This window comes from Fibrobacter sp. (genome assembly GCA_024399065.1).
Lineage (GTDB): Bacteria > Fibrobacterota > Fibrobacteria > Fibrobacterales > Fibrobacteraceae > Fibrobacter.
The window spans coordinates 21,225-44,697 of the sequence record JAKSIB010000012.1 but is presented as its reverse complement, the minus strand read 5'-3'; the positions used below and the strand labels follow the sequence as shown (position 1 = coordinate 44,697).

The following is a 23,473-nucleotide window of genomic DNA, read 5'->3' as shown; positions in this document are numbered from 1 at the left end:
GGAGCGACGCGATTCGCGCCACATAACCTTACTTTGCAGCGGCGGTCAGCAGCTTGGTAATGGCTGCAACGTATTCTGCCGGGTTGGGAAGCGGAGAACCTTCGGCAAGGAGAGCCTGGCCGTAGAGAGCCTTGGGCCAGTCACCCAGATCTTCCTTGGCTTCAGCCTTAGCCTTCAGCATGGCGCAGATGGGGTGCGTGGGGTTGATTTCCAGGATGCGCTTGGACTTAGGCACATTGGCCTGACCCATGGCCTTCATCATACGTTCCATCTGGGCGCTCATGGCGTCGTCGCTAGTCACGAGGCAGCAGGGGCTATCCTTCAGGCGGCTAGACACGCGGACTTCCTTGATGTCTTCGTCCAAAACCTTCTGCAAGTCTTCGCAAAGGCCCTTGAAGATGCCCTTGTTTTCTTCTTCAGCCTTCTTTTCGTCTTCAGTCTTTTCGAAGTCCACATCACCGCGGGAGATGTCGTGGAACTTCTTGTCGCCGAATTCGGTGAGAGAAGACATCATGAATTCGTCGATGCCATCGCTCATGAGAAGCACTTCGTAGCCCTTGGCCTTGAAAGCCTCCAGCATGGGGTTGGACTTCACGGCATTCTTGTCGCCAATGAGGTAGTAGATTTCCTTCTGGCCTTCCGGCATGCGTTCCACATACTGTTCCAGGCTTACCAACTTGCCTTCTTCAGTCTTGGTGCTTTCGAAGCGGATCAGCTTCTTCAGTTCATCAAGATGTTCCCAGTTCATGTAGAAGCCTTCCTTAAGAACCATGCCAAGTTCCTTCCACCAGGCTGTATACTTTTCTTCGTCCTTGGACATGTTCTGCAAGGCTTCCAGAGTCTTCTTGATGACATGCTTACGGATGTTGGTCACGATCTTGTTGGACTGCAGAATTTCGCGGCTCACGTTCAGGGGCAAGTCTTCGGATTCCACCACGCCGCGGACGAAGCGGAGCCAAGGCGGAAGCAGGTCCTTGCAATCGTCCATGATGAAGGTCTTCTTCACATAGAGTTTGAGGCCATGCAAGGCATCGTTCTGCCAAATGTTGTAAGGAGCCTTGGACGGAATGTACACTAGGTTCCAGAATTCCAAAGAGCCTTCAGCGTGGCTGTGGCTCCAGCAAGCGGGTTCGCCACCGTCGTGGCAAATGACGTTATAGAATTCCTTGTATTCTTCTTCCTTCACATCCTTTTCGGACTGGCGCCAGAGAGCGGTCTTGTCGTTCAGTTTTTCTTCTTCCTTGACTTCGATTTCGCCCTTGTCGTTGGTAGTCTGTTCCGGGTGGAAGTAAATGCCGTAGTTTACGAAACCGCTGTACTTCTTGACGATGTCCTTGATTTTCCATTCGCTGGTGAAGTCTTCGGCATCTTCGTCGTCCTTCAGGTACAAGGTAATCTTGGTACCCACTTCGTTGCGGGGGCATTCAGAAATTTCAAATTCGCCGGTACCTTCGGAGGTCCAGAGGTAGCCCTGGGATTCACCAGCCTTGAGGGTCAGGACTTCAACCTTCTTTGCCACCATGAAGATGGAGTAGAAACCCACACCGAACTGACCGATGAGATCGACGCTTGCCTTGTCGGCGTCCTTCAGGTTCTTGATAAAATTCTTGGTGCCGGAACGGGCGATGGTACCCAGGCAGTTGATCAAGTCTTCCTTGTTCATACCGATACCGTTATCGGTAATCATCAACTTCTTCTGGTCCTTGTTCACTTCGATATCGATACGAAGCTGGGTGCCGTTGGGCAAAAGATTGGAATCAGAGAGGGAAAGGAAACGACGCTTGTCCAGTGCGTCAGCAGCGTTGGAAACCAGTTCGCGTAGGAAGATTTCCTTGTTGCTATAAAGAGAGTTGATCATCAAGTTCAGCATGTCGCGAACTTCAGTTTGGAACTCCATTTTTTCAGTTGCCATTTTTATCTCCTATTAGGTTCGAGGTTCCAGGAGCGAGGCTCGAGGTTCTTAAACCTTCATTTTATTTTTAAACATTGCACGGGCCCGCAAGTTTCAAAATGAAACAAAAAGCCACTTTTCTTTTGTTTTCGCAGATATAATTGCAAGAACCGTGCCAACTAAGAGGAGTCATTTAAACTAAAAGCTATATTTCCCTGCTACATTGGGGAAGAGAGTTGAAATAGGCTTATGCAAATCAAGAAATTGCTCAATACTCTGCAAAAAAGACTTTTTGACGCAGCCAAGTCGATAAAGGAAAATCCGAATTTTCCCTTATTCGTCGTTTTCGCAACAATTGTTTTGTTTAAATTGTTCTGGTTCCAAGGAACGCTATTTTCCTTTGAAGAATACGCCTCCCCCAGCCGCGCTGCCAACAGAATCATTGCAAAGGCAACCTGCGCCGCATTCATAGCCGCTTTCATCTTCCTTTCAAAGAAAGGATGGTGGACAATTCTGTTGTCCCTTGCTTTGGATTATTGGATGGGTGCGAACGTCGTCTACTACCGCGCCAGCGGATTCCTGATTAACGCCGACGCATTGCAGATGGCTGACAACATGAACGGATTTTGGGACAGTATCCTCATTTACCTTTCATGGAAGGAATTTTTCCCCGTCTTCATATCTGTCATCTACGCCATTTTTGTCTTTAGATTAAACAAAAAAGAACGACAGAGAAGCTTTGGTTGCTTTATCATCATCGTATTGCTGGCATTCGTTTCAAGATCAGCGATTAACTACAGCAACCACAAGACGTCCATTAGACAAAACATCATTAAAGGCGACACCGCCGAAGCTGTACGAGTCATATTTGATTCCCAATACGACGCATATAGAGCCGCCAGGACATATTTTACCCACGGCACCTTTATGGATTGGGAAAAGAGCTATATAAGCAAATACTCCATCGCAGACTATTTCTTCGCCGACGTATCTTATTTCATCAGCAAAGTACATTTTGAAAGCAAGCTGAAGGAAATCAAGTATGAAGTTCCTATTTCTCCTTCCGACAAGGAACTTCTGGAAAGCTTGATTAAAAAAGAAAATACAGCCCCGGTTCCCCAAACCAATTTGGTCGTGATTCTATTTGAATCTTTGGAAGGTTGGATCTTTGAAGACTACGAAGGTGCAGAAGGCATCGCCCCAAATCTGAAGAAACTCATAGAAAAGGATAATACTTTGTTTGCGCCACGCGTCACAAGCCAAACAAAGCAGGGCAATTCCGGTGATGGTCAAATGATCGCCCTGACCGGTATTCTTCCTCTTAACACCGGTGCCGCATGCCGATTATACGGAAAGAACAGTTATCCTAACTACGCACATCTTTTCAGTACCTCTGCCACTATCAATCCCGCCCCCGGTTCCTGGAACCAGGTTGAAATCAACCCCAATTACGGCATCCAGCAGCTGCATGAATTTGAGGGGAATGACGAACAAATGGTAGATTCCCTTATTGCCGTTGGCGACAGCGCAAATGATCCATTTTTCCTGTTAGGCATTACTATCGCTTCTCATAGTCCGTTTAAATGCAACGAAAACACAGAAGCTCCGAAGCTCTCTAGCGGCATGCCCAAAACACTGCAGAATTACCTCACCTGCATCAACCATACAGACTTGGCCCTTGGAAAGCTAATTTCCAAAATCGAAACCGACCCCAAGTGGAAAAACACCACGTTGGTTATCGTCGGTGACCATATCGTATTCAAGGAACAGATGATTGAGGAATTTGTTGATTACGCCAACAAGGCAAACATATCCTTAAAGGACAAAAAGAACTACGTTCCGTTAATTGTTCACTCTCCATCTATCCCGGCTAAAATTGAAAAGAACGACATCTTCTTCCAATCCGACCTTTTCCCAACAATACTTGGTTTAATTGGAGACAGTTCCTACTACTGGAAGGGAGTCGGCAAGGACATTCTTTCTGAAGGAGCTACTGGTTTAGACGAAGAAACCGGATACAGAATATCCGGAGCTCTTATCAGGAACAATTATTTCGAAAAGTTCCGCGAATTTAACCGCTAAAGAAAAAGCCGCTGCATTGCAGCGGCAAGTTTACTTATTCTGCAGGATAAATAGCTTCTGCTGTAGCGTAATTGATGCTCATAGCATCTTTTACTCTTCCGTATCTATCCCTATCTGCACCAATTCGCACGAAGCGAATTACCTTTTCGAATCGATCTATACCTATTAGCGTAAAGCAATCCTGAGATTCTGTGCCAACTTCCCTCCAAGAATCATTCCAGCCAGTCCAATTCATACTGGACAAATCTCCCAGGAATACAATTTGCTTCGGATAATCCTGCAAGCGTCCCACAGCGTCCTGATGACCATGTCCACCAAGCCACACTACAAATTCACCACCTTTCTTCATAAACTCATCTACCGCAGCCTGAGCATCAGCCAGCTTTTCGGAAGAACCCATATGTTCCAGAGACGAGAAGGGATTGTTTTTTAACGGTACAGCATCAAAGCCTTCATGGCGGCAAATCACCACCGCAAAATCATTAACTCGGGCATCCTCTAGAGTTGCAACCAGCCAACTGGACTGGCTTTCATCCCAGTGGTATTCATCCAAAATAATCAGTCTTACTTTCGTAAGTTCTGTACCACTGCCTTTTACAACATCCTTATAATAATACATGAGGGATTTTGCCGCGGCATCATCCGGTTGTACGACGCCCCAAGACGTAATGAATGGAGCAAAAATTCTAACATAAGCCTCATTCTGGGGAACCATTCCATGTTCGCTTGTACCCCATTTATAATAGGCATCGTGATTTCCCAAAGTATTCAGAAATTCACCAGCATCGGCCTTGAACCAGTAATCAAAAGAATCATCCCAGTTTTCGTAGACATTGTCTCCAGTATGGACTCCTACATCAATATATTCGGAATAAGCATCCTTGAACTCTTTTATGCGGGCAAGATTTTCTCCATCCCCATGAATATCCGTAAAATGGAGAAGGACAACCTGCTGAGCCTGCAACTTATACCCATCGCCTCTCTTTTGATGTACAAGGTTTTCCATAATAGGAATAATTTCCGACTCAGGATTAAAGTCTAAAATTCCGGAGCCGGTAACTTCCGTTTTTTCCAAGTATAGAGTATCAGTATTGCTAACATACAACGTATCAACGTTTGTAACATACATTGTATCAGATTTTGTAACCAGAACCGAATCTACATTACTTACAAGTAAAGTGTCTAGTTTCGATACAACAACCGTGTCTGTCGAGGAAACCGTTACCGTATCTGAGCCGTTCATAGGTTGCCACTTACCATTGGCACAAAAGAAAACGGAAGAGGAATCTTCCACATAGACCATCTCCCCAAAGTTTTCAGTAGAACATCCCTGCAATCTCGCTCCTGCAGGAAGAGTTCTAACACCAACAACAGCATCCGTTCCGGAATCATCACCACAGGCAGAAAGTCCCGCAGCAACCACAACAACCGCACCAAGCGCAAATTGTTTAACTATATTCAAGGCAGACATCGTATCCCTCCGGTTGCTGCAGCAATACACCGCCACATGGCGATACAGATAACATAATTTCAAAAAAAGAAATCTTTCGTTCATACCCAAAAAATTATAGTCCACAGTGGAACAGTGAACTAGAAAAACAAGTCGTTTGGGAACAATGGTTCCAATTAATTATCCGACCTACGCGAATTAGGGTATAGCTTCTACGAAGCTAACCCGCAAGAATTAATTTGTTAGCCTTATGGAAAAGAACAGACAAGGCAACTATCAGCAACAGTGCAACCAGAAAGGCTGCATACGCAGGCAAAGATTTGTCCAAGCCAAAATACACCAACAGCTGAATTACCGGAAAATGGAACAGGTACATTTCATAGGAAACATTCCCCAGTTTCGATGTATGCTGGCTTACGGGCCGGCTTAAGCAAAATAGCAACGCACCAAAGACCCAGAGCATTTGGCAAAGAAAACTGACGTACGTAAAATCAATACCCAGGGGATTAATTTCTAGAAAGACGCAGAGCGAAGCAACAAGAGCCAAGGAATTCCACCATTTGCAATTGATCAAACGTTCGCGGAAATGGTATACCAGAACTCCTGTATAAAAATAAGCCAATTGTCCAACAAACTGATATGACAACTTGTAATATAACGGATTTCCAAGAGCATCAGAAATTTTCGTCATCACCAAAGAGTACAGAAACGAAAAAACGCTGATGACTATAACGGCGATAGGAACGTTCCACTTGTATTTTTTGACACCCCAAAAGAACACGGGAATGCTCAGGTACAAAGCCCATTCTACTTTTAGAGTCCACAAGGATCCGTTAACCGCATTGACCACACCATCCTCGAATACTCCGGGCAAGGAAGGTTGAACGAAATTAAGAAAGCAGGCGTTAGAAAGAAGATACTTCCAGAACTCTACGCTGAAGAAATACTCCCCCATTGAGCATTTCGAAATTGCGGCCAAGCCAAAGGCACACAAAAGTACGATAAACAAGTAAGGCGGCAGGATTCGCTTAGCCCTGGACTTGAGATAGCTCTTGAAATTCGGATACTTCAAGTAGCTTCCATAAACAAGAAAGCCACTTAAGCCGAAGAAAACACCAACCGCAGTTCCGGAACCAATGGGAAACAGGATATCAGCGTTCGTCAAAATGTTGAAATGAGTTACGATGACTGCCGTAGACAGCACATACCTCATTAAATCCATATTAAGGAATCGCTGTTTCTCCATAGGCGGATAAAGCTACTTAATAAAAATCAAGCCCAGAATGCCGGCCACCCACAGGTAGTAGCTGAAGTAGTGGAACTTGCCCTTCTGCACGAAAGCCATGAGCCACTTGAGGGCGATGATGCCAAAGATGAAGGCAACGACCATACCCACCAGAAGTTCCGGGGTGAAGCCGGAGGCATCGGCACAGGCCAGGGCCTTTTCAGGCTTTTCAATGGCGTAGCGAGCAACTGTATCGGGGTCCTGGCACTTGATCCACTTGATGCAATCCAGGAGGGCGGCGCCACCCACCGCAGGGATGCTCATGAGGAAGCTGAATTCGCCGGCATACTTGCGGTTCACGCCCAGGAAAATCATGCCACTGATGGTAGAACCGCTACGGCTGATACCCGGGATGCAGGCAATGCCCTGCACAACGCCAGTAACCAGGGCGCGCCACCAGTTCATCTTGACGCCTTCGCATTCGGGATGCTTGCTACCGGTCTTCCCCCACTGGGAGACGAAAAGCAAGGTGGCGGTAAAGAGCATGGCGCAGCAAACGGCCTTGGGATTTTCAAAGAGGCTTTCCAGCGGCTTCTTGAAACCAATACCGATGATAGCTGTGGGAATGGAAGCCAGCACAATGTAGCCAACTTCCTTCAGCTGAGCCGGATCACGATGGATGCAGCCCACAATCATGTCCACTATCTTCTTGCGGAACACGACGAAAATGGAAAGGAGGGTTCCTGCGTGGAGCATGATGTCGAAGAACATGCCCGCTTCTTTCATGTTCAGGAGCTTTTCGCCCAAAACAAGATGGCCGGAACTGGAAATGGGGAGAAATTCTGCCAGGCCCTGCAAGAGGCCCAAAATGATAGATTCGATCATGGTGTGAAAGATAGCAAAATCGGAATTATAAACAAAATAAAATTCTCCGCTTACGGAAAAAATTAATTATCTTCCAAACCATGAACCGCAACTATCTACTGTGCTTTCACGATTTTAGCGTATGGAACTTCGAGTCCGTTACGCCTATTTTGCGTGAACTCAGAGATCTGGCAGGTTGCCCCTTCAGCGTACTTGTCATTCCAGGCACCGAAGGAGCCAGCGACGAAGCCATTGAAGGTTTCCGCAAGACTTTGGCCGAGTTAAAGGACGAAGGCTTTGAGCTCGCCCTCCACGGCTACATGCACAAGGCAGAATTCAGTCAGGGTCGCAGCTACACAGGCCTAGCCGCAATGGTCCTTACCCATCGTGAAGCCGAATTTGCAGGGCTCTCCGAATACGAATCCAGCAGAGTTTTGCAACAGGCAATTAGCGCCTGGGACAAGCTTATGAATTGCGCCAGTGAGGAAAACGACGGAAGCGCCATACGCCCCTCCGCATTCATCCCGCCCACCTGGTACAGCAACAAGTTCCTCCCCCGTCAGGTCAAGGGCGCCAAAATGGCCTACGAAAGCCGTTTCACCCTGACAAGCACCCGCGGTAAAAAAATCATTTCGCCTGTGGCAAGTTTCGCAGGCATACCCAGGAAGACCGAAAAGGCAATGATGGCCTTGGCAAGAACTTTCTTGAAACTGCCGGTAGGAACGCCCCGAGTCGCCCTGCATCCTTGCGACTTCCCCCACCTGCGCGAGGAAATCCGCGACCTGATTCGTATTGGGCTTAGCACGCGTAAAATCATCCACTATAGCGACCTCTAGACCTTTCATTGCCTCACTAATCTTGTCATTCAAAACCATGAAAAAATCGCCCTTGAGGTGATTTTTTTTGACAAGGACACAAAAAAAATCCGGCAACCATCGGTTACCGGATTCTTAAAGATTTTAACTCAACGAGCTATTACTTGCTAACGCAGTAATCCTCGCCCCACCTAAAGGTGGCCATGAATCACATAAGTGCTAAAGCACTAAGTGACCAAAGGTCGGTCATGCGAACACAAGTGTTCGCGCGACACTCGGTTTTCGGTTACTTTGCTTGCAGCTTCGCTGCAGCTCCGCGCGGCTCGGTCATAGCCATGCAAGCATGGCAGCGACACTCACCTTACTTTGCTTCAAAGTAATAGGTCTGAACAGTCTTGCCGTCCTGAGACAACTGCATGATCTGCTTGCCAGACATGAGGCTACCCTTGATTTCGAACAGGTTTTCAGCCTTGTATTCGACTTCGAGAGTTGCGCTCTTAGACTTGTCTACGAAGAGACCGGTCTTTTCGTCGGCGCCAAAGCCCTTACAGTCAGCATGATCAGCAACCTTGCCTTCAACTGCAGCGTAAAGGGTTGCAACCAGCGGAGAAGTAACAGAGCTAGCATTGACGTAGAACACGTCGATTGCAGAACCCATTGCCAACGGAGCCGGGAGGTTGGAAACCTTGACAGCTTCCTTGGCACCCTTCTTCTTCTTCTTGTCAGCCTTCTTGCCCGGAACCTTAGCGGCGTCGGTGTTGATAGGCATGGTCAAACGGTAACCTGCAACGGATTCATTGCAGCTAGTGGAATAAACGACCCACTGGTTTTCAATCTTTTCAGGACCTTCGGTGGTGCCGCTCTTGTAGAGACCCGGCTTCACCTGATCGCTATATTCGTACAAAGTCACGCTCAAGTTCGGATTTTCATCGGTAGTGGCAATGCGGGACTGACCGAGAACATACTTGGAACGACGGGCCTTGATCAAATACTGACCAACAGGAACCTTTTCGAACTTGAACTTACCCTGCTGGAGTTCACCCTTGTACGGATACTTGGGGTTCTGGGTACCGTAGATGGTAGAGTCCATCCAAACGGTGGGCATTTCAATAGCCTTGCCAGTAAACGGATCAAGAACAACACCTTCGATGGTGCCGGTCTTTTCGCAGCCAGTCATTGCCATGGCGATGAGAGCTGCAGCGCACAAAGTAAGTTGCTTTTTCATATACATCCTTTAGAAAAGATAAAAGCCTCCCTTAATTGGGAGGCCTTTACGAATAAATTATTCAGCGTCAGCAGCCGGGCGTTCAGCCTTGCGGGTCTTACGCTTTGCACCAGTGATGTTGCCAGCGAAACGCTTGTTGAAGCGATCGATACGACCAGCGGTATCCACGCGATGCTGCTTACCTGTCCAGAACGGATGGGTGTCTGCAGTAATTTCGAGGGAGATCACACTGTATTCTACACCATCGATAGTCTTCTTTTCGGCGGAAGACTTCGTGGAGCGGGTGATATATTCTTTACCCGTATTCGCATCGACGAACACGACCGGTTGATAGTTAGGGTGGATACCATCTTTCATTTTTAAACTTCCTGTGAAGTAGTTGTTAAGAGAGCCTAAATTTAGCAGATTTTCGCAATTTTGGCAAGCCAAATATAGTATTTTTGGGAACATGAAGCGATTATTAATGGCAATTCCCTTGATGCTCATGGCCTGCGGCGACGAATCTCCCGTAGCAAAGATCATTGTTGTGAACCAAAAGATGCCCCTGACCGAATGGCCCGACAGCACCTACATAGCCAGTTTGGACTCCATTTTGGCATCCGAACCCGTCGTAGCCAAGAAGGAAGTGGACGCCAACCTCTCCATGAAGGGGTTTAACGCCCCCGGCTTCAAACTGCCGTCCTCAGTCACCGGCAAGCCTGATCCGAAAAAGACCGCCAAGGGCGGTTCAGGAAGCGCTTCCGCCCCCAAGAAATCCAACATGCTGGCGGACAAGTCCAACGGCAACGGTGCCGGAAATGCCGAGCAGTTCGCAAACAAGTTCTCCGAAGCCCTCTCCAGGTTGCAGTCCGACCCCAGCAATTCCAGCCTTTACAAGACCGTTGAAGCCAAAGATGGAGACGACCTGTTCAAGCTGCTAAGGCGAACCTACGGTGCCGGTGTACAGAACCTCCCCCGTTTCTACATCCTTTCTGCACTGCAGTCCGTGAACGCAGGCGTAGCCTTGGAACATCTGGAAGCTGGCGACAAAGTTCGCGTCCCGAAAATCTAGGATTTTTGAATTCGAACAAGAACCAATTACGAGTTATGAATTATGAGAGGTTCGCGGGGTGTGTTCCGCGGGCCTTTTTCAGTTATAAATTACGATGTACGAAATATGGGAAAAAAAAGGCTCGCCGAAGGCGAGCTCTTGTAATTCGTAATTTGCAATTTATAATTGGCGTTCTTACAGAACGCCCTTACTGCTGGGCACGCCCTTCACATTACGGGACGGAGCAACTGCCATAGCCACAGAACGAGCGAAAGCCTTAAAGATGCTTTCAAGGCAATGGTGGTTGTCGTTACCGTAGAACAGTTCAACATGCAAGTTCATGCGAGCGTTTTCAGCAAGGCTCTTGAAGAAATGTTCGAACATGCTAGATTCGATACCGCCAGCAGTTGCAGCAGGAAGCTTAACATTCCAAACAAAACCGATGCGATTGCTGAAGTCGATGCATACGCGGCTCAATGCTTCATCCATGGGAACGAAGTAGAATCCATAGCGTTCGATACCCTTCTTGTCGCCAAGGCATTCAACGAGAGCCTGACCAAGAACGATGGCGATGTCTTCCATGCTGTGGTGCATGTCCACTTCCACGTCACCCTTGCAGGTCAGATCCAAGTGGAAGCCACCGTGTACCTGAAACAAGTTGAGCATGTGATCCAGGAAGCCGGAACCAGAACTGATTTTGCCCGGAGTGCAATCATCCAGGTTCAAAGCAAGTTCGATATCGGTTTCACTTGTCTTTCTAGAAATCTTGGAGCTACGCATAGGTACGCCTTTTTAGAACAAATTATTTAACGATTTGGCCACCGTAAACGCGGAAGCGGGTTACACGGCCAAACTTCATTTCGGGAAGCGGAGTTTCCACACCGTTCAGGAGCATCTTGGAAACGGCCTTGGGTTCACCGATGGTTACACACAAAGTATCCATGGTATTGTAGACCATTCTTACGCCAGCTCTTGCGATGTTTGCTTCCTTGAGGAAAGAGTTGGAATCTTCGCGACGCTTGAGGCCAACCCAGGAAAGAGCTTCACCAGAACCAATCAGAACAAAGTTGGTCTTGTTGGTCACCGGAGCCACAACAGAGTCTGCAGTCTTCTTGGAGTCGGAAGAAATGAAGATTGTTGCAGAAGCCGGAAGATCGGATTTTTTAAGAGCTTCGTCGACAACGGCCTGGCTAACACCATCAACCTTCTTGGCGGAGGAATCCACAACAACAGAATCCTTCTGCAGGGAATCTGCAGGAACGACTTCTGCACCATCAGGAATTTCCTGCTGTTCGGTAGAATCTTCAACAGCAACAGGTTCTGCGGCAGGAGCCGGAGCAGCCTTCTGTTCAGCCAAAGCTTCCAAATCCAAGAATCGAGAAGCGACTAGGAATGCCAGTACGAGAATTACAAGAACAATAGGAACAGCCTTGCTCTTCTTCTTGGTTTCGTCTTCGGTCACCGGAGCAATCTTGCTATGGCTGGAGACATCATCAAATTCATGAGACTGGGCCAACCCCATTTCTGCAGAATAAGCCTGAAGAACCTGCTTCTGATCCAAGTTCAACTTAGCAGAAATGGAATTCAAGTAACCACGAACATAAGCAGCAACCGGGAAAGACTTCCAATCGGATGCTTCGATGGCCTTGACATTGGCGACTGTGAGTTTCGTCACACTGGAAAGCTCTTCAATAGACATGCCGCGGGCTTCGCGGACGCGTGCGATATACTCACCTAAACGTTCATCGGGTCTTTTTTCTTCAACCTGATTAGACACTATCAAACCTCAACATTCAAACTTTTAAGCAGCTCCAACGTCTTTGCCACAGGCAACCCGACCACGTTGTAGTAGCACCCCCTAATTTCCTTGATAAGCCGCGCTCCAGCAGTTTGGATTCCATATGCGCCAGCCTTATCCATCGGGTCTTTAGAATTTACATAATTTTCGATATCTTGTAAGGAGTTGTTTCTGAAAACAACCTCTGTTTCCTCTTCAGACGCGGCAAGCAGTTTGCCATCTTGAGCTACAGCCACTCCTGTAATTACCTTATGGCCGCGGCCGTTCAGGCTTTTTAGCATTTCCACAGCATCCGATTCACTTTTCGGCTTACCCAAGGGTTTTCCATCCAGGAACACCAAGGTATCAAAGCCAAGGACAATTCCTGACACAGTTTTAGAAACAGAAAGAGCCTTGATGGAAGCATTTTCACGTGGAAAATCCAACGGGTTCGTAGAAGAAGGCTTTTCTTCTTCACCAGAAACAACTACTCGAAAATCAACACCGATCAGCTTCAAAATTTCAGAGCGTCTCGGAGAACCACTAGCAAGAATAATTTGCATACAAATTAACTCTCAAAAAAAATCAATTAATTAACAGTCGCAGTTTCCGTACTACCTGCGTTCAACTTAATATCAGGCAGGTCTCGCACGTAAATGGAGAAGCTCCAACCTGCAGCGGGGCCCGTGGGGGTCCAACTGAAATCAAGTTGCCAGCAATGCAGAATACGATTGAAAGTAAAGCTGTGGGTAACGAATTTTCCTTCGTTGTAGTTATAGCGGGTGCTGTAGGTCATTTCCCAGTTCTTGGTAGGCTGCAATGTTGCGCTAATGCCGGTGGAATGGGTAATCTTGTCCTGGAACAAATCCCTACCCACTCGAGAACTTCCAAAGCTATAGCTATAGTCAAGGCTAAAGGTCCACTTCAGCATTTCGTACTTGCTCATCTGGGAAGGAAGGCCTGCATTGATTTCACCACTCCAACTAAAGCGCTTGCTAAAATCATAGCCATAGTATGTAAGTTCCGGCACGCGAAGCTTGTTAGGCTCTTCCGTAAACTTATGATAGAAGCTATGGCGGGTATTAATGGTAAACAAGTAATCCGGAAGAATCTGGAAACCGAAGGAAGAATTAATGTCGGAAAATCTTAAGGAGTCTGCGGCAAAGTTGTAGGACAAACTATGCCTTGTGGTGAACAAGCGACGTGTACCATACTGATCTTCAACAGCCTTTGACGTATCGCCCTTCGATGTATCGGCTGCATGTCCCACCACCTTGAGATACTTGATATCAAAGTCATTGCTTAGGTTAAGACCAATTGTTTTCTGCTTGCTCTGGTAAGAAGACTGGCCAAGCAAAGGATGGGGCGCAAAATTCTTAACAGTATCGATTTCCGGAGCGTAGGTATAGGAAAGGCTGGGAGAAAGTACATGTCGAACACCTGTGAATCGGCCAATTTCAGGAACCCAGATTCCATAAAGTTTCGTATCGGCAGTAATGCTGTAATTATGGTTATAGGCAACAGAACCGTAGCCGCCATTTTCAGGATCAAGATTCATTTGATATTTACGATACTGCAGGGAATCATAGGGATTGATCCAGCCCGTACCAGTCCAATAACCCGTAAAATTAGCGCGCGGAGTAATATTGATTACATCAAACAAAGATCCTGAATAGTCCAAGGAGAAATTGCCAGTATAGCCCACATATTCCGCAGTAGTGTCGGCATTGATGGTCGAGTCGATAGCAGTTCGAGTAAAGTAGTTGAAGCGATTGGTAAAACTATAGTTCAACTTTTCCAGATAACTTTTTATAGAGCCATCTTCGTCGGCTACTTCATCTTCGTCCAATTCGAAATCAAACAGCTGACCACTCATACGGTATTGAATATCGGGAATCTGACGTTCCACAAGACCCGTAACCAAGTTGTGGTTCTGGCTAGCCTTCACCGTCAAGCTCTTGTTTGTGCCAAACCTACCGGAATAGGTTAACTGGGCGTTTGCCTGCTGGTTCAAGACGGATTCCGCATCCAATGCGTTTTCCTTACGGATACTCTGACTACTTACGAACGTACCGGAACCGCTCAAGGTGTGCTTGCCATCGGGAGTCAAGTTCTGGTTGTGGCTAAAGGAAATATCATAGCCGCTGTTTCCAAAATCAAATTCTTCCAAGTAAGCAGAATAAGAAATGCTACCATCAAGAACATAACGTTTGCGATAGCGCAATTCACCCGTCAACTTGGAACGTTCGAACCGGGCTTCCTCACCTTCAATAATATCGCCCTTGATGGTGGCATCCCAGTAATCATTGGCGGCATAATAGAAGCCCAAGTTGTTCATGTAGTAACCCTGCTTCTGGTCACCACCGAACTTAGGAGTCAAAAGACCAGACTTTCGACCACTCTTAAGAGGAGCCACCGCCATGGGAAGAACCGCCACCGGCACATCTGCAATATTCAGCACCACAGGACGAGCCGTAATGGTTTCCTTTGGCTTCACCACCATACGGCGGCCATAGAAATAGAAATGCTGATGGGCTGAATCGTTACAGGTACTAAAGTCACCGCGGGCAATTTGAATTCGCTGGTCCGGAAGTCGGCGAACCTCCATACCATTCAACTGCTGGTTATCCTGATAGGTTGTGGCGTAATAAATCTCGCCAATGCGGGATTTCATATTGTACTTGAGTCGCATGCCCGACAAGGAAGGATTCTTCGTTTCCTTAAGGACCGGGTCTCCACTTGCAGCAAGAACACTGTTTCGCTGGTCAAACCAAATGGTATCTGCATCAAGGGTTGCCGTGCGGTACTTCAACTGAGCGCTATTATTCAAATTGAAGGATTCGCTTTCCACATCGTATTCCAGGTCCACCGCCCTATACTCAATGGTATCTGTACCCGTGGTATCATTCATCCAGTCCACTTCGACAGTATCTTCTTCCACCACGTCTTCTCGTTCTTCCAACTCAAAGCGAGTCATCTCCTGGCCGAATACGGCAGGAGTAAAGAGGGCTGAGAGCAACACAGCAAAAACAGCCCACAGAAGACTATGGGATTTTTGATTTAACACAGTATGGATTAAAATAGAAAATTCGCCCCACACTGTGAGGCGAATCACTATAAGCTATGTAGGATTGCTTGAATTAGGCAATGTTGAGAGACTGTTCGCGAATACACTCAACTTCGTTCTTGAGTTCAATGGCGAGGGCTGCAATTTCTGCGCTCTGGCACTTGGTTCCCAAGGTGTTGGCTTCGCGGCCCATTTCCTGGAGGATGAAACCAAGGTTCTTACCCTGGGCACCACCTTCCTTGAGAGCGTTGAGGAACAACTTGTTGTGACTCTTGAAGCGGGTAATTTCTTCGTGAATATCTAGCTTGTCGGCCATGATGCAAGCTTCCTGCAAAAGGCGGACTTCATCAATTTCTGTATCAGCCAGAAGAACCTTGAGGCGGTCGCGGAACTTGACCTTCCAGTTTTCAATGCGCTGAGGATCAAGAACTTCCACCTTGGCAAGGACTTCATTCAGATGATTAACACGAGCGGTCAGGTCGGCAGCAAGATTTGCACCTTCCTTGGCGCGCATTTCGGTAACCTGATCCAGGGCCTTATCCAATTCTGTAGCCAAATGCTTTTCCAGAGCTTCGTTGTCGGAGCCGCTATCAGAGAACTGCAGCACTTCGGGCAAGGCAAGGATGTTTTCCAGTTTGATGTCGCCAGCAATACCGAACTTCGTCTGCATGGACTTGGTGATTTCCACAAACTTTTCAATGGCAGCTTCGTTGTAGGATACCGGAATGTTGCCAGCGGTACCTGCGCCAAGTGTGACACTGAAAATGACGGAACCACGAACTAATTTGTCCTTAATCTGGTTCTTGAAACTGTTTTCCAGGTAAGCCAAGTTCTTCGGAAGTTTGCAGGAAATGTCCAAGAAACGATTATTGACGCTGCGAACTTCAATTACACAAGAGATTCCATTGAACATGGATTCACTCTTGCCAAAACCTGTCATCGATAAAATAGCCATAATAAAACCTTCAACTAAACTTTCTTGCTGACCACAGCTACAACGTGTTCGGCACCAAAGTTCTTCAGACCAATTGCGGTAAGGAACTTGCTCAAAGCCTGTTCGTTCTGGAAAGCCATCTTTTCAATGACCAAGCCTTCCTTTTCGCACAAAGTATAGAAGTCCTTAACAGTGAGCAAGCGAATGTTCGGTGTATCGTACCATTCGTAAGGCAGTTCCTTGGACTTAGGCATACGTCCATGAAGCATCAAGGAACCACGGGCAGACCAGTGACCGAAATTGGGGAACGTAACAATGACGCGCTTTGCCACACGAAGAATTTCATTGAGCAAAGCCACCGGGTCACGGATTTCCTGGATGGTACGGTTGATGATGGCGTAGTCGTAGCTATCGCTCTGAATGTCGGAAATACCGCGTTCATCCAAGTCGCGCTGGATTACAGGAACATCATTTTCAAGACAACCTAAAATATCCTTCAGGTTCTTTTCAATGCCCGTGCCGCTAACGTTCTTGGTGCGGTGCAGGTAGTCGATAAGTTCACCACTACCGCAACCCAAATCCAAGACGCGGGCGCCGTCGGAAACCATAGAACCCAGCAGTTCAAAGTCCTGTTCGTTATGGAACACCGGAATAGACTGGGTACCGTTGGATTCAACAATCTTGCTATCCAGGAAACGGCCTACAGCCTTACCCAACTCACCCACTTCAATGAGGAAGCCGTCATGGCCAAACTGGGTATCCATTTCAAGGCTAGTCACCTGCTTGCCGGCAGCAATCAAAGCACTGGTGATGCGGCGGGATTCATGAGGCGGGAACAGCCAGTCCGTAGAAAGGTTCACGTTCAGCACTTCGGCCTTGATAGCCTTGAAAGCGTTTTCCAAGGAACCATATTCCGTTTCAAGGTCGAAGCAGTCGGTAGCGTGAGCAATATGCAGATAGCTGTTAGCATCGAAACGATCCACGAACTTTGCGCCCTGATAGCGGAGGTAGCTTTCCAGCGGAAGCTGCAAATCAAAAGGTGTGCTGTAGGTAATCGCATGGTTGCGATTTTCCTGATCCTGGGCACGCTTAAACTTCTTTTCCATACCTACGGCACTGAGGTAGGTAATATGAGCCAACTTACGAGCGTTAGCAAGACCCACATCCGGTTTTACCGGCTGGTCGTAATAGTCGCCATTGTTGTAGTTGGGATCCTGAGTGATAATATCACGAGCCACCACTTCGAAGCCGAGAGCCTGGCTGCTGAAGCGAGGAGATGTTGCAATGATGATGCAACGCTTTACAAGTTCCGGATAGTAGATAGCCCACTTCATGGCCTGGAAACCACCCATGGAACCGCCTACGACGCAGAACATTCCCTTGCAGCCGAGACCGTCAAAAAGTTCCTTCTGGGCATGGACCATGTCACCGATAGTGATGGTGGGGAAAGAACCACCGTAGGGCTTGCCGGTACGGGGATTGATGCTTGCAGGACCAGTAGAGCCCTTGCAGCCACCCAAGATGTTGCTACAGACAACAAAGAACTTATCAGTATCAATAGCCTTACCCGGACCGATCAGAGCGTCCCACCAACCAGGTTTCTTGTCTTCGGTGGAATAGTAACCAGCAACATGGGCATCAGCAGTCAACGGAGAACAAACCCAAATAACGTTATCCTTGGCGTCATTGAGTTTGCCGTAAGTTTCGTAACAAATTTCCAAAGCAGGAAGAGTCTTGCCATTTTCAAGCAAAAAACCTTCATCCCCAAAATCCTTATTGAAGGTCTGGGAAACAACAGGGCAAAGACTACCATTATGCAAAGATTCACTCATATGCATAAATATAGTAATATGCTAAAAATGATTTCGATAAATCAGCGATGCTGACTAAAATTAATCGCGTTTGCCTGTCCAGCCAAGTTTTTCGCGAAGCGCACCAACGAAACCCGTATGGCGCATGCGAAGGAAAGTGGTAAAGGACTTGCTCTGAGTAAGAACTACGTGATCTTCAGGTTCCAGGGCAACGCAGGAACGACCATCAAAAACCAAGTCTAAAGTCTTTCCAGCTGCAGGTCTCAACACCAGAGTCTTTTCAGTAAGGGACATGACCAGAGGGCGCACAGAAAGGCTTCCGGGAGCCACGGGAGTCAGCACCACGGCATAAGTTGCGGGATGAATAATGGGGCCGCCGGCAGCCAAGTTGTAAGCGGTAGAACCCGTCGGCGTAGACACCAGAAGGGAATCTGCCCAGTATTCCGTGTAGTCGGTTCCGTTGTATTCCACCTTCACGTTCACCATACGTTCGGGAGCGTGGGCGCGGACGTGAACTTCGTTAAGCACAGTCTGCTTGGCGATGCATTTTTTTCCGTGGTAGACTGCGGCGTCGATCATCATGCGATCGCGGGTGGAGAAATTTCCTGCAAGGAGGTCGTCCAAAGTCTGGGAGAGAGCCTTCACACGAGTTTCCGCAAGGAAGCCCACGCGGCCCGCATTCACACCAAGAATAGGAATGTTATGACCGAGAGAAATATGGGCTGCAGAAAGTACAGTGCCGTCACCACCAATAGCGAGAAGCAGGTCAGCCTTCTTGATGGTTGCTTCTTTCACAATCTTGATAGGAGCCTTCACCAGTTCCTTCAAGTTTTCCATGGCAACAAACTTCACCTGAGGATGAGCACTACCCCACTGGGAAATTGTCTCCAAGGCTAAAGCCAGTTCCGGACTCTTGTCCTTCCAGCCAATAATGCCGATAGTTTTGAAAGTCATAAAACTACTCTCCCTTCTCCACCACAATGGAATTTGCCTGATCCAACTTTTCAAGCATGCCAGGATAAGTCTTCTCTACAAGTTCACTGTTGACCACAGTTTCTGAATTCTGCAGAGCCGTGGAAAGGACTGCTAAAGCAAGGCCCATGGCGGCAGAATCACCACCGTCGAAATCACTTCCGTTCACGATTGTTTCAAGACCTCGAATCACCAAGCCGTCATCATAGACACCTACTTCGGCACCAGTCTTACGAAGGTTTTCTGCCAATTTTTCATTCAACGGGCGCATAGCCTTGCGGGTTTCCTTAGGCAAGCGAAGAATGGTTTCGCCTTCGGCAAAGCAAGCAGCCACTGCGAGGAAGGTATATTCCTCGAAGCCCGTTGCAATCACATCTTCAGAGAAACGGCGGCCCTGCAAACGCTTGCCAGAAGCCATGGGGAAAGCTTCAATATCACCATAGACATCGCCAAAACGTTCACGACGGCTCACCGTTTCAAAGTTTGCACCCATACGCTTTAGGCAGGTCAATGCGCCTGCGCGGCTGGAATTCAAATCCACGTTCTTAATGCAGATGGAGGCATTCTTAGGAATATTACCGATGGTTGCCAAAAGCACCAAAGCCATGGCTTCCGTAGTATCCCCAGGAACAAAGTATTCACGGGCGGTAATCACCTTGGTTTCTGCCAGTTCAGTAAACTGGGTGCGTTCAATTTTCTGACCGCGGGCCATCATCATACGGCGTTCCAGTTCCGTGAGCTGTTCCATGCCGCGGCCTTCGTACTTCACATTCACGCCAAAGTACATGAGCATCTTTGTAAGCTGGTCATGAACGGTGGACTTTTCTTCGAAGGAACTGTAACCGTAGCGGATCAAATTGCGGAGCAACACGCGGTTGCGCATGACGTAAGCAACGTTGCCTAGGGAATCCTTCTTTAGGGCAGGTTCTTCTACAGCGAAGGTAAAGGTAAACTTGGCCGGTTCATCAGAAACGGGCTTCACCTTGAAGTATGCCAAAAGGGTTTCCTTGGCGGCAGCCACCTGGGCGATACCGGTTTCGTCAGCTTCAGCAGCGAAGGTATAAATCTGTTCGGAGTCCTTGGAAGCAAGGGTCCACAAAAGAACGTTGCGGAATTCGTTAAAGTCCATTCGGAGCATGGAAGGCAACTGGTACTGGAAGCCTTTTCCAGTAAGAACCAACTGGTGCCCCTGAACTTCGTATTCAAGGCCAAATTCCTTAAGAGCCTCGGCAAAGGGTTCAGCGTCGGCGGCCCAGGCAAAATCTTCAAGAACGGTACGGCCATTAACCAAGAGCGCCATTACCAGCGCCAAGTCCATACGTTCACGGTCCGGGTTCAGCAAAAAATCCATCGGCGTTTATCCTTTTAAATTCGTCGCAGTTTATTCTCTGTTTCGCAGGTTTGTCAGTTGCGGTTCGTCGCGGCTTTCAGTTAGCGTTCCTTAACTTCGTAATCCAAAAGGCCAAGAATCTGGACCGCGCGGCGAGCTTCTTCCGGCGTCTTGAAGGCTAGCAGAAGCGTTCCGGCAATGTTTTCGCGAACTTTCATCAGTTCGATGTCGCGGATGTTCAGACCTGCGTCGGCGAGAGGCTGAAGAACATGGAGCAATGCGCCCGGCACATCCTTCAGAGGAACCGTAATTTCAGAGAATGCGGCGGCGGCATTGCGGCCCGGTACAAACAAGCTTGCACGGCCATCGTTGCCAGCCTTGAAAACCCTTTCCAACTTTGCAGAACTGTCATCTGCAGCAGGCTTACCGTCGGCAACCACCACCAAGCTATCCATGGCGGCAATAGTTTCGTCGATACCTTCACGAACTTCACGGAGGGCACGGACCGTTTCACTGCGGTTCGTCACAGCAATATCATGCCACATGTTCCAGCCGGAAGCAGCAATACGGGTCATATCCCTAAAGGCACGGCCGGCATAATGCTGGTAGTTCTTGTCCACCAAGCGTTCCGGCAGGCTTGCTGCCAAAGTGGAACTGAGCATCTGGGGCATATGGCTTACCCAAGCCATAGTCATATCGTGATGTTCCGGCGGGAAAACCACGGCATTTGCACCCAGGAAGGAAATCAACTGAAGCAAAGGCTTGTAGGCAGATTCTTCAGTACCTTCAGGCGGGCAAACGAACCAGTAGGCGTTTTCAAAAATGGAGGGGTCGTTGTATTCCAAGGTGCGCTTTTCGGAACCAGCCATTGGGTGACTTCCCACAAAGCAGAAGGGAGCCGGAAGCTTGGAACCAGCCTTGCAGATTTCAACCTTGGTACTGCCGATATCGCTAACGAGAATCGGCTTGTCTGCAGAAATCTTCACCTGGGAAAGAGCGTCAATAGTCTTGAGGATATGAAGAATGGGAGAGCAAAGTAAAATAATGTCGGAACCTTCAGCCCACTTTTCCGTTTCGTCGTAGCTGAAGAACTCATCGGCAATACCCATTTCCTTGGCACGGTCCAGGGTAGAAGCGGAACTGACCGCACGGATCACCGTGGGCAACTTAGCCTGCTTAACGGCTGCGGCAATGGAACTAGCCAAAAGGCCAAAACCAACCAAAGTAATACGCTGCATTTTAATCCTCCACCTTGCGGGTTTCTTCCATTATCGTCTGGAAGATTTTCTTGATGGAATCAGAAGAGAGAGGGCCATTTGTCATGGAACCCACACGGTCCAAAACAGCCTGTTCTCGGGATGCGTCCAAAACAGGCAAGCCCAATTCCTTCTTCAGCTTACCGATTTCGGTTGCATAGGTTGCACGCTTATTCAGGAGAGCTATCAGTTCCCCATTCAATTCGTCAATACGATTACGCCAATCTTCAATCTTCATGGTTTTGAAAATAGAAAAAAGCGAGGGAAACCACCCCCGCTCTGCGCCAAATAACTAGTAGAACAAGACCTTATATTCGTCGAAAGCCTTGGCAATGGCTTTCAAATTGTTGCCTTGCCACTCAAACATGGCGGGGCCCCATTCCCCAGAACGTTCCGGTTCCCAGAAAAAGGCTCCGAGGCCACGAGGAACTTCATCCATAATTTGGTGGGTTTTTGCTCGTGATCCGTCGTAGGCATAGTGTTCCCAATCTGTGCCACCGTTGTATTCGGCAATCATAAATTCAAGATTAGTATAGGTCTTTCCCAAGTCAATCATTAAAGCTTTCCAGGAATCAGGATCACCATGGTTATAGGCCTTGTAGCCAGAGAAAGCCATGATATCCGGAGAAACCTCGGAATCCTGGATAATAGATTTCATCCACCAATTCACGGTTTCAAGTTTCTGAGGGCTGGAAATATGGAACGCAACCTTTATGTTGTTCGAAATTTCCTTGACAGCATCGTAACCTGCAGCCAGGTATTTTGCAGTATTAGCAATACCATTGGGATTCGTTTTATTGTTCATCAAGCCATTTACGGCACCATCAGCCGGATCTCCGTTATCACCCCAGCAATTTGTTTTACCATTGGGAACGATACTAAGCATACCATTGGTGATTTCGTTACCTACCTGCACCATATCCGGCAAGGCACCTGCAGCTTCCAAAGCCTTCAGGACATCCTTGGTATAGGCCTTGACAGAATCAGCCATTTCATCGGAAGTCTTTACATGGCGCCAACGTGCCGGAATCATCTGCTTGCCGGGATCAGCCCAGTTGTCACTATAATGGAAATCAAGAAGAAGTTTGAAGCCCAACGCCTTGGCACGCTTAGCATAGGCGACCACATGTTCCTTGTCACCAAAAGCTTCTACGTTCTGGGGAAATTCTCCAAAGCCCTGATTACAGCCATCCGAAGCATAGCCGAACTCTGCCTTGGGATCAACAAAAGTCTTTAGACGAATGTAGTTGAAACCGTGATCTCGGAGGATTACAAAAAGATCCTTCTCGGTTCCATCTACATCAAAGAATTTTACACCCTTGGCTTCAAGTTCCTGAGCCTGGGAAACATCGGCACCAAGAATCTTATCGTACTTGGGATAAACCTTTTCGCTGGAACTGGAAGTCGTCTCCGATGCTGAACTTTCTGGAGCTTCCTTAGAAGACGAACTTAACAGCAAATCAGTGCCGCTAGAAACACTTGTCGTGTCACCAACATAGGAACTGTCAAAAGCTACGCTGTCAGACAACGAAGAACTTGAAATTTCTGAAATCAGGTCCGAGGAGCTCGATTCCTCCACTGCAGAATCCAAAGAGCTGGAGGACAGCAAATCTCCAATGACTTGAGAATCACTGGACTGTTGTTTATCATTTTCGTTTGCTCCCGTGGAATTATCACCACAAGCAGCGAACACCAAACCAAAGCACCCAATAGCAAAAGCAATTTTATTCTTTATCATTCCCAT

At 47.8% G+C, this 23,473-nt stretch carries 20 protein-coding genes; 3 read left to right on the top strand and 17 right to left on the bottom strand.

Annotated features, from left to right (window positions below; translation table 11 throughout):
* Positions 1-28: 28 nt before the first annotated feature.
* The gene (htpG, locus tag MJZ25_07720) at positions 29-1,912 is read right to left on the bottom strand and encodes a molecular chaperone HtpG (GenBank protein ID MCQ2124058.1); all 1,884 of its coding nucleotides are present in this window, start codon (positions 1,910-1,912) and stop codon (positions 29-31) included.
* Between the two features lie 348 nt (positions 1,913-2,260).
* Here htpG and MJZ25_07715 point away from each other — a divergent pair, with 348 nt between their 5' ends.
* The gene (locus MJZ25_07715) at positions 2,261-3,973 is read left to right on the top strand and encodes an LTA synthase family protein (protein MCQ2124057.1); all 1,713 of its coding nucleotides are present in this window, start codon (positions 2,261-2,263) and stop codon (positions 3,971-3,973) included.
* Between the two features lie 34 nt (positions 3,974-4,007).
* On the opposite strand, the gene MJZ25_07710 is transcribed toward MJZ25_07715, so the two are convergent.
* The 3 genes from MJZ25_07710 to MJZ25_07700 all read right to left on the bottom strand — a co-directional run bounded on the left by MJZ25_07710 (position 4,008) and on the right by MJZ25_07700 (position 7,533).
* Complete coding sequence (locus MJZ25_07710; GenBank protein MCQ2124056.1) at positions 4,008-5,480, bottom strand: metallophosphoesterase; 1,473 nt, start codon at positions 5,478-5,480, stop codon at positions 4,008-4,010.
* A 163-nt stretch (positions 5,481-5,643) separates the two neighbouring features.
* On the bottom strand, positions 5,644-6,645 hold the full coding sequence (locus MJZ25_07705; protein ID MCQ2124055.1) for an acyltransferase: 1,002 nt from the start codon (positions 6,643-6,645) through the stop codon (positions 5,644-5,646).
* Between the two features lie 36 nt (positions 6,646-6,681).
* Positions 6,682-7,533 carry an undecaprenyl-diphosphate phosphatase gene (locus MJZ25_07700; protein MCQ2124054.1) on the bottom strand — a complete coding sequence of 284 codons (852 nt, stop codon included), beginning with the start codon at positions 7,531-7,533 and terminating at the stop codon, positions 6,682-6,684.
* 80 nt (positions 7,534-7,613) lie between these two features.
* Between MJZ25_07700 and MJZ25_07695 the strand changes: the two genes are divergently transcribed.
* Entirely contained in the window at positions 7,614-8,348 is a 735-nt protein-coding gene (locus MJZ25_07695) for a polysaccharide deacetylase family protein (GenBank protein MCQ2124053.1), read from the top strand.
* 340 nt (positions 8,349-8,688) lie between these two features.
* Here MJZ25_07695 and MJZ25_07690 read toward each other — a convergent pair whose 3' ends face one another.
* Positions 8,689-9,552 (bottom strand): hypothetical protein, encoded by an 864-nt coding sequence (locus MJZ25_07690; protein ID MCQ2124052.1) that lies wholly within the window; start codon positions 9,550-9,552, stop codon positions 8,689-8,691.
* A 57-nt stretch (positions 9,553-9,609) separates the two neighbouring features.
* The gene (locus MJZ25_07685; protein ID MCQ2124051.1) at positions 9,610-9,909 is read right to left on the bottom strand and encodes a type B 50S ribosomal protein L31; all 300 of its coding nucleotides are present in this window, start codon (positions 9,907-9,909) and stop codon (positions 9,610-9,612) included.
* 91 nt (positions 9,910-10,000) lie between these two features.
* Between MJZ25_07685 and MJZ25_07680 the strand changes: the two genes are divergently transcribed.
* On the top strand, positions 10,001-10,603 hold the full coding sequence (locus MJZ25_07680; protein ID MCQ2124050.1) for a hypothetical protein: 603 nt from the start codon (positions 10,001-10,003) through the stop codon (positions 10,601-10,603).
* A 174-nt stretch (positions 10,604-10,777) separates the two neighbouring features.
* Here the strand turns inward: MJZ25_07680 and hisB are convergent, their stop codons facing one another.
* The 11 genes from hisB to MJZ25_07625 all read right to left on the bottom strand — a co-directional run bounded on the left by hisB (position 10,778) and on the right by MJZ25_07625 (position 23,473).
* Positions 10,778-11,362, bottom strand: a complete 585-nt coding sequence (gene hisB / locus MJZ25_07675) for an imidazoleglycerol-phosphate dehydratase HisB (protein MCQ2124049.1) — start codon at positions 11,360-11,362, stop codon at positions 10,778-10,780.
* Positions 11,363-11,384: 22 nt separating this feature from the next.
* On the bottom strand, positions 11,385-12,359 hold the full coding sequence (locus tag MJZ25_07670) for a helix-turn-helix domain-containing protein (protein MCQ2124048.1): 975 nt from the start codon (positions 12,357-12,359) through the stop codon (positions 11,385-11,387).
* Between the two features lie 2 nt (positions 12,360-12,361).
* Positions 12,362-12,922: a Maf family protein gene (locus MJZ25_07665; GenBank protein MCQ2124047.1), complete on the bottom strand. Its 561-nt coding sequence runs from the start codon at positions 12,920-12,922 to the stop codon at positions 12,362-12,364.
* 26 nt (positions 12,923-12,948) lie between these two features.
* Positions 12,949-15,426 (bottom strand): LPS-assembly protein LptD, encoded by a 2,478-nt coding sequence (locus MJZ25_07660; protein MCQ2124046.1) that lies wholly within the window; start codon positions 15,424-15,426, stop codon positions 12,949-12,951.
* 73 nt (positions 15,427-15,499) lie between these two features.
* A complete protein-coding gene (locus MJZ25_07655) occupies positions 15,500-16,381 on the bottom strand; it encodes a YicC family protein (GenBank protein MCQ2124045.1) in 882 nt (293 codons plus the stop codon).
* A 14-nt stretch (positions 16,382-16,395) separates the two neighbouring features.
* Complete coding sequence (locus MJZ25_07650) at positions 16,396-18,192, bottom strand: homoserine O-acetyltransferase (GenBank protein MCQ2124044.1); 1,797 nt, start codon at positions 18,190-18,192, stop codon at positions 16,396-16,398.
* Between the two features lie 60 nt (positions 18,193-18,252).
* On the bottom strand, positions 18,253-19,125 hold the full coding sequence (locus MJZ25_07645) for an NAD(+)/NADH kinase (GenBank protein MCQ2124043.1): 873 nt from the start codon (positions 19,123-19,125) through the stop codon (positions 18,253-18,255).
* 4 nt (positions 19,126-19,129) lie between these two features.
* The gene (locus MJZ25_07640) at positions 19,130-20,494 is read right to left on the bottom strand and encodes a 3-phosphoshikimate 1-carboxyvinyltransferase (GenBank protein ID MCQ2124042.1); all 1,365 of its coding nucleotides are present in this window, start codon (positions 20,492-20,494) and stop codon (positions 19,130-19,132) included.
* An 80-nt stretch (positions 20,495-20,574) separates the two neighbouring features.
* Positions 20,575-21,711, bottom strand: coding sequence for a prephenate dehydrogenase/arogenate dehydrogenase family protein (locus MJZ25_07635; GenBank protein MCQ2124041.1), 1,137 nt, complete (start codon positions 21,709-21,711; stop codon positions 20,575-20,577).
* Position 21,712: 1 nt separating this feature from the next.
* Entirely contained in the window at positions 21,713-21,967 is a 255-nt protein-coding gene (locus MJZ25_07630; GenBank protein ID MCQ2124040.1) for a chorismate mutase, read from the bottom strand.
* A gap of 54 nt (positions 21,968-22,021) precedes the next feature.
* A complete protein-coding gene (locus tag MJZ25_07625; protein MCQ2124039.1) occupies positions 22,022-23,473 on the bottom strand; it encodes an arabinogalactan endo-1,4-beta-galactosidase in 1,452 nt (483 codons plus the stop codon).